Genomic DNA, 7,841 nt, shown 5'->3' on the forward strand with positions numbered 1-7,841 from the left:
ACGGCATCACTTTTTTGTCTGAAGTCGATTGCAATTACTTCGTGAGAATCATGCGTTTAACTTCCTGAAAATTATTAATTTTCAACTGATAGAAATAAACGCCGCTGACCACCTTCCTGCCAAACTGATCCGTGCCGTCCCATTCAATTTCATGACTGCCGGCGCTGATTCTGCCATTTTGCAATACTTTCACCAACTGACCTGAAGCATTGAAAACTGACAAAGTCACATGCTCAGGCTGCGGCAACTCAAATCGAATTTGAGTCGTGGGATTGAACGGATTGGGGAAATTCTGGAACAAATGAATCGTCGTGGGCTGCAAAATTCTGTCTTTTACTGCCACTCCGCTTCCGGGCGACAACACAAAATCCTGTCCTGTCAAATCCACACCTGTGGATAAATAGAAAGATCGTTGCGCCGGATCAGACGAATATCCGGAAAGATAAACGCCCGTATGGTAGTCGCCTTCCAGAATATTTTCAAAATTATAATTTCCGCTGGCGTCGGTGTAAGTGATCAGAAAGCCTTCCGGTGACTCTTCAAAGTTATTCTCCGCGACCACGTAAACATTACCGGCGCCGGAGCCATCAGCAAAAGTCACCACACCGGAAATACCGGTCACGCCGCCCACTGGTTGAAACTGAAAATCTTTGCCCGTCACAGTTTGATTTGGCGCGACATTAATTTGCATGTAGCCGCCCATAGGCGAAGTAATATTATATCCTTCTTTGTAAGCGACAAGCGTGCTAATCATGCCGGGCAAAACTCCCAGACGATACTCTCCGTTTTCGTCGGTATTTGTCATGTACATGTGGAATTGAAAAGTCGTAACATCCAGAGACATAGCAGTAATTTGCACATCAGCCAGCGGCTCGCCGTTCGTTGTACATTTTCCCGTGATAAACGAATGATATGGTCTAAAAACAAAATCTGCTGTGAGATCCTGTCCGCTTCCGACCATTAAAGTGTCAGCCTCCGGGTGCACGTAATAATCTGAAGGCCAATTTTCATTACGCATATTTAACATGGGAGACGGAGAGACGATCACCAGGCCCGGCATAACGCCGATTTGATAATTTCCCTGCGCATCAGTAGTAGACATGCTTCCAAAAGGATTCGTCGGATCGGTGCTTATCGCAAAAACCATAATTCCCGCGACTGGCGTGCCATCATTTTTCTTGACATTGCCGTGCACTGAACTCTCGAAAGCTTCCAGTTGAAAATCGACTGTCTGGCTTTGATCGTTGCTCACAGTCACTGTGACTGTGTCTGAGGGTTGATAATCCACCGAAGGAAATTGCATGGCGACGGCGGCATAAGTTCCGTTGGTAACGGAAATCTTATAATCACCATCTTGATCTGTGATGCCAAAAAAGGCGTCCTCATTTTCGCCGTTCGCCGCGATGACGAAAACATTTTGTATGGGTGCGCCGGTTGATTTGGCAGTTACTTTTCCCTGAATGAACGGCGGCTGCGGCTCAACCTGAATGTGCATTTTCACAAAATCTTCGCTGCCATCTTCATCCACAAAACGGATAAGCATGGTCAAACCAGTCGGCAGTAAAACTTCCGTGGGGTCGATGGTAAATGTCGTATGAATTTTGCCATCAACGCCGGTTTCGTCGCCGGCAAAATCATTTTCCGAATCCTGCGGGTCTTTGATCCAGCCGATGCCGTCGGTCAGGTAGAAAAATTCTACGATCTCTTCCATGGCGCCGATTTTCCCGTCATTATCCATATCGACGTAATATTCGACGGCAACTTTGTTCCCCGGCGCAGCGAGATCACAAGTAAAAACCAGATCGACGGGCAGTTGAGTAATCGTAATTTCTTTTTGGCCGTTTATTTTGGCATTAGTCACTGCAAGGACTAATGTCGGCAGCGCAATCAAAATGACGACTAAAATTGTAAGCTTCTTTGCCATAAAAAAACCTCCATAGTTTGTTTTAACTTATTGAATTTTAATAAAAATTTTTAGCAATTCTCATCAAAAAGGATACCGGGGATACAGCAATGACTGAAAGAAGAAACCGCTGCTCTGCATTGATCTAATAAGTTTTGTACAAATTTTCAAGCGTCTTTTTTCAGCCACCGCTAAAAATTTCCTATCACCCCTCCTGGGATTGCCCTGCATTGTCAAATGAATTCAATTTTCCAAACCTTTAAAAAAGCGAGCGCAAAACAGAAAGACATCACGCTACAAAAACAGGCTTATCGACAATCCAGGAATGTAACATAGAGATGCAGATATTTTTAACTGTTATTATATATCATTTTCTTTCAAAAAATGCAAGCATTTTTTGAAAAATTTTTATTTTAAATTAAGTTAAAAAATTTTGCGCACTATCAATATGATGGATGTCACATTTGGGGAAGAATTCATTTTTCGGCGAGAAAACGATCTCTAAATAGCCGCAAAGACGCTCGAGATGAAAAAAAATTAGCCGAGTGAAAAAGATTATCACTAACACGAAAAAAAGGACCTCGGGCTTTTTTGCTGATCCTGGAATTTTGTCAACACGCGTAAGTGAGATTAGATTTATCTCCAATTTATTGGCTTGTTTCTTCCTTCATTTCGATCAGAGGAAAAATGAGCAATTCGCCGACTTTGAGCTTGTTCAGCGCGCGATCAGGGTTGTATTTGGCGACAAGCCAGTAGGGCACATTGTACCTGTTATTGCATAAATCCCAGATGTTATCACCGGATTTGACGCGATGCATCTTGAGGCCTTTTATCTGATAGCGGGAAAAGAAATTATTCTCCTGAGCCTGGCGATACTCAATTCGTTTTCTGTCAAATTCCGCTCTGGTCACATTTTTGAACGATAGTTTGATTTTTTGATCCATACGAATCGGTTCCCCGAAAGAAAGGCCATTGATGCGTCGCAACTCGCGCGTCGAAATTTTGAGCCAGTCAGCAAAATGACCCAGCGTTTCATTGGACCCTACTTTTACAAAATCATAACTGCTATTTTCGCTTGCTTCTGCTTTTTTCGGTAGAGCAAAGGAGCGAAGCGATTCTTTGACGCTGTTTTTCTGTGATGATTCCCGTTCTGCCCGCTTGACAGCAGTAGATTTTTCACTCGCTGCAAGCTGCGGCGTCTGCGAGTTAGTTCCTTCATTCAAAGCATATTTTTCATGCCCCGAAATCAGAGACCAGGCAACTCCGTATTGAGCGTCTTCACGATAAGGTATTTTCAATTTGTAACCGCGCGGGATTCTTCTCTGGGACTGCAACGTGCGTTTTTTCAGCGACGGATTGAACTCGCGAATGACATCCTCCGGCAACTTCAATATTCGGGAAATATGTTTGAAATAACTGTTAGACGGCAAGCGATATTCCACGTATCGCATCGGCGGCTCAAAATTGATTTCGCCAAAGTAAATGCGATAATTTCTGCTCACTTCCAGAGCCGCCAAAAACTCGGCGTAAAAATTTTTCGAAGCAAATTTAAATGATCTGCTGTTGTATTTTTGAATTATTTCTCCGATGTCGCGGGCGCCGACTTTTTTAACCGCCTTTTCCATGCCATGCACGCCGTGGTTGTAAGCCGTGATGGCAAGGGGCCAGTTGCCCAGTTTTTCGTAATTCTCTTTCAACAATTTCGCCGCCGCGACAGTGGCAGAGATGGGATCAAATCGTTCGTCCACGGTGTAGTTTATCTTCAAAAATCGCCGTCCGGTGCGGCGCGTGAACTGCCAGATGCCGGCAGCGCCTACTTTCGAATAGGATTTTACATGAAAAAGCGATTCTACAAAAGGTAACGCCGCTAATTCCAGTGGCAAATCAAACTCTCGAAAGATGCGATTAATGTGCTCTGCATAACGGCCAGAGCGAATCAATCCTTCACGGAATTGATCGCGAAGACCCTGCTGTCCTCGAATATTGTCGATTGCTCTTAAAAATGTCTCAGGGGTAGGATTCTCATGGAAAAGATTGTACACATAACGCTCGCGCGCGTGCAGGGTGTCCGGGTTCAAAGTATCGGCGGAGGCTAGTTTTTTCAAAATTTGACAATATCTGTCTTTGACAGAATCGGCGTAATTCCATTTGGCTTTTTCGGTAACCGCTTCTTCGGGAAATGCATCGTCTAAATCGATCACTTCGTAAATTATCGACAAATTTTCCGAATCATGAATGACGATCTGGTCGCTGTCGTAAAGCGTGTAAATGGAGGTCCAAAACCGAATATTCGGTCGCAGGACATCGGGCTGCGGGAACAAATCCTGATCGATCTCCAGCGCATGCAACGGCGCAATCAGTAAACAGCCAAAAACCCAGCTTCGGACGAGCCAGTGATTCAAACTTCGCAGCAAAAACAATGTTGTCTTCATCGTCGCCTTTTGGAATTAGGAAAGATTTCTATGTTGCCGATTTATTTACTTCGCCCTTTTTTTACGCCTCCGTCAAATAATCAGAGCAAAAAAGATACCAGAGTTATTTTGCTGATAAAAAATTAAATACGTTAAATATTATTTTTTAATCTATATTTATCAATATGTTAGAACGCTAAATTGAACCATCAGCAATTTATTGTAGTTTTAACAAGTTAAAAAATAAGTAGTTAACTGCTTCAGCAGTTTTGCTTTAGATTTATTACTTTGTCGATTACCAACTTTTCGGAATTACGACCACGATAGCAACACAGCGGTCGCACGCCATCATTTCAAAATGAAATCAAAAATTAAAATAAATCATCAATGTCTTCGTCCACGTCAAATTCGTCCTCGTAGCGACGTTTGAGAAAGCGCGCTTTTGAAGGATCTGTGCGCAAAATCCGCTCGATAACTTCGACTAATTCTGACTTTTCCATGGAGTCGAGATTTTCCACCATTCTGCCCACATCCAAAAAATCTTCCCGATCATTGACCCAGGAATACAGCAACGAAATCACATGTTTGCACAAGCGGTCTCTGGCGCCGCAGCTACAGGAAGACAAAAGCTGGCGACCGTCAGCGATAATTTGAATCTGAAACTCATCAACGACCTCACGAACGGTTGCGGTAATTTTATTGCGAAAGACAGCCGCTTTGACGACCTGACCATTGCAATAATAATCCCAGCTTTCTCCGTCAGTGTTTTCATTGTCTAACAGCGCCACCATTCTCTCGGAAATATTCATCAATTCTTCGACTATCTTATTATCTTCATCGTAAGTAATCATTGATTGTGCCTTTGGAAAAATTCATCTTAAATTTATCAAAAAAAATATCCGCCCCAAATTGAAAGCGGAAATTGACTGGAAATAATAATTTTATTTTCAACAAAAAATAGCTATCAATTACCTGAGCTAACCTTTCACAAAATAATATATTTAATTTTAGGCAAAAAATCAAGTGATTTTTTACTGATTTTTCGACCAAATTGAATTTTCTCAAAATTGGGTCTTGCAATAATGTCATTATTTGCACCATCGGCGTACAAAATAAAACTGGCGACGCTATCTTTGACAAGCTGAAGATTATCGTGCCGGCGTACTGACAGACGAATATTTCGAAACAGCTTTGCTCTCTCCAGATCACGTTGCGCGTAAATCTTCGTCAAAAGCTGCTGCACACGATTGCAAACCAGCGCCTGATTGAAATGAATGAAGAAATCCGCACTATCAAAAATTTGATGATTCAATTTTTGCAAAAAGAATCCGGCCACGGCATGAGGGAATCAAAAACGGCGACTGATTAATCTGCTATTTTAAGCCTACATTTTTCCAAAAAGCGAATTCCAAAATTCAATTGAGATTCTATTCCCCGACCGGCACAATCATCATCGCCAGCCCATTATTCGCTGCTACATTTCTTCGAATAATATGATTCTTTTCAACATCCATTTTTTGGATGCGGACGTGTGTTCTGCTCGGGAAAGCCGCATCGTCAGAATAGATTGACGCTGCATATTTTACGCCCGGCTTCAAAAATGATAGTTTGACTTCAAAAACACGTGGTTCTTCTCCGTTCACGCAACCGACAAACCAGTTTTCTCCGCTGCGTCGGGCAACCGTAGCGTATTTTCCGATTTCACCGGAGAGAAACTTTGTGTCATCCCAAACAGTCGGGACTTCATCAAAAAATTCCAATTCTGGAGTTTCACTGATTACTTTTTCCAAATTTCCCGCCGGTAGTCCGCGCCGCGGCGGACTATCATACCAGTAGAGAAATTGCCACGGGCTATACAGACAAACAGCTTTCGCCAACTGCGATGCATGAGACCCCATTCTTTCATCAACTCGTTTGGAAAAATAACAGTTCGTATTATCTCCGGCGCCGGCAATCATTCGCGTGAAAAGTGTGATCAACGTATGCTCGTTGGTCGGCGCTTCCTCGTCGCCGCGAATGCCCTCGACAGTCATCAAATTGGGGTAGGTGCGGGAGTAACCTGTGGGACGATATTCGTCGTGAATGTCCACCATCAACTTATTTTCCGCAGCTTTGCGGATCGCCTCATGCAGCCAGCGCGTCCAATATTGAGAGCCCACGTTCACAAAACCGTATTTCACCCCCGAAATACCCCATTTTCGATACAACGGCAAAATTTCATCCAACTGTTTTTCCATCGCTCGGCGGTTCACATAAAGAATAATACCCACGCCTTTTTTGTGCGCATAGTTCACAACTTCAGCCAGATCAAGGGGGCCCGGCGAACGTTTGGGATCGACGGTTACCGTTGTGGCGTCAGACGAATCGTCATACTCGTGGCCATACCAGCCGGCATCAAATTCCACAAACTGAAGATTATGTTTCGCGGCGAAATCCACGCAGGCTTTTCCGCCAGCCGTCGTCAAGGTAATTTCCCGAATGACTTTTCCGGGGCGAATCCAGGACGTATCTTCAATCTTGCACGGTTCGTTCAGATTCAGCAGCAAATAGTTGTGTTCCAACAATTCCCCTGCGCTTTTGCCGATCAAAATAAATCGCCACGGCGTTTTAAATGGCAATAAAGAGCGAACTTCGCTCGCCAGAGAAGATTTCAAGCCAAATGGTTTTCCGGGAATCGGATCAAATTTCATGCGAGCGTAATCCACCAGCGCGGCTTCGCCGATAGCTACAAAAAGACTGTCGTTAATTTTCACAGTCAGTGGACGCTCGCAGCCCGGATTCAGTTCGCTCAAACGTTTCTCCTGATATTCCGCCTGCGCATGGGCTGCTTCCCAGGTCAGAAAATCTCCGGTGAAATAAAAAGTTGTGTTCTCATCTTCAATCACCAGAGAATCCAGCCCATTTTGTTCGGGAAAAATGTAGCGAAATGCGATTCCTTCATCGTAAGCCCGCACTTCCAATTTCATAATCCGCCCGTTCTCACCGCGCTGGCGCAATTCCACCACGGCACTGCGATAATGATCGGGAATTTCGCTTCTTTCGCCATGAACCGGTTTCCAGCTTGTATTTACTTCATCTTTTTTCACGGATTTGATGTAAAAATCTTTTTCAAATGAAACATCGTTTTGGCATTTGAAAGACAACGGCGAATTTTCAATGACAGCGAAGCCCTCTTTTGCCACCCCTCTTTTGCCACAGAATAAGTTATTTTTCCATCTTCAGGATTAATTTTGAGTTCAAAGACAAGCTGATTGTCCGGGCTTTTCAAGATTATTTCATTTTGTTTCTTTCCACAAGTGAATAAAGAAAGCATTAAAATTGTCAATAGCCAGAATGCTCGGTTCATTAATCTCATTACTATACCTCATTTGATTATTATTAGTAAGTCATGCAATTAAACATCCCCCTAAATCCCCCTTCAAAGGGGGACTTTTCTGGTTCCCCCCTTTGAAGGAGGGCAAGGGGGGATGTCCAGACCCGTTCAAACAAAATTTTTTACCAAAAAATAATATAAAAACCAATCACCG

The 7,841-nt window shown here is 43.5% G+C and carries 5 protein-coding genes; all 5 read right to left on the reverse strand.

Annotated elements, in window-relative coordinates; all coding sequences use genetic code 11:
- Positions 1–34: 34 nt before the first annotated feature.
- On the reverse strand, positions 35–1,924 hold the full coding sequence (locus GXO74_05990; protein ID NOZ61213.1) for a T9SS type A sorting domain-containing protein: 1,890 nt from the start codon (positions 1,922–1,924) through the stop codon (positions 35–37).
- A 626-nt stretch (positions 1,925–2,550) separates the two neighbouring features.
- Positions 2,551–4,335 (reverse strand): transglycosylase SLT domain-containing protein, encoded by a 1,785-nt coding sequence (locus tag GXO74_05995; GenBank protein ID NOZ61214.1) that lies wholly within the window; start codon positions 4,333–4,335, stop codon positions 2,551–2,553.
- Between the two features lie 350 nt (positions 4,336–4,685).
- Positions 4,686–5,165: a hypothetical protein gene (locus tag GXO74_06000; protein NOZ61215.1), complete on the reverse strand. Its 480-nt coding sequence runs from the start codon at positions 5,163–5,165 to the stop codon at positions 4,686–4,688.
- A 134-nt stretch (positions 5,166–5,299) separates the two neighbouring features.
- Positions 5,300–5,635, reverse strand: a complete 336-nt coding sequence (locus GXO74_06005) for a hypothetical protein (GenBank protein NOZ61216.1) — start codon at positions 5,633–5,635, stop codon at positions 5,300–5,302.
- 106 nt (positions 5,636–5,741) lie between these two features.
- Positions 5,742–7,496 (reverse strand): glycoside hydrolase family 97 protein, encoded by a 1,755-nt coding sequence (locus tag GXO74_06010; protein NOZ61217.1) that lies wholly within the window; start codon positions 7,494–7,496, stop codon positions 5,742–5,744.
- Positions 7,497–7,841: the final 345 nt, after the last annotated feature.

This window comes from Calditrichota bacterium (assembly GCA_013152715.1).
In the GTDB taxonomy this organism is placed as follows: Bacteria; Zhuqueibacterota; Zhuqueibacteria; order Thermofontimicrobiales; family Thermofontimicrobiaceae; genus 4484-87.